General features: G+C 56.5%; 2 rRNA genes. Both read right to left on the bottom strand.

The annotated features are described in order from the left end of the window. Positions 1-75: ribosomal RNA gene (rrf, locus tag MYL53_RS17220) — 5S ribosomal RNA — on the bottom strand; the annotation flags it as partial. Positions 76-163: 88 nt separating this feature from the next. Continuing rightward, positions 164-253 (bottom strand): 23S ribosomal RNA (locus tag MYL53_RS17215); the annotation flags it as partial.

The following is a 253-nucleotide window of genomic DNA, read 5'->3' as shown; positions in this document are numbered from 1 at the left end:
ACCATCGGCGCTGAGCGGTTTCACTGCTGAGTTCGGCAAGGGATCAGGTGGTTCCCGCACGCTATGGTCGTCAGGCGAAAAAGGCAATGCGAATCATGCTGACGAGATCGTCTCTCGCGTATCCGCTGTCGTCCGTGTCATCCACAGACCACTTGGGTGTTATATGGTCAAGCCTCACGGGCCATTAGTATCGGTTAGCTCAACGCCTTGCAGCGCTTCCACACCCGACCTATCAACCAGCTCGTCTTGCTGG

Origin of the sequence: Halomonas getboli (assembly GCF_023094245.1) — a bacterium.
Classification (GTDB): domain Bacteria; phylum Pseudomonadota; class Gammaproteobacteria; order Pseudomonadales; family Halomonadaceae; genus Halomonas; species Halomonas getboli.
The sequence above is the reverse complement of the archived record's forward strand: the minus strand, read 5'-3'. Positions and strand labels throughout refer to the sequence as shown.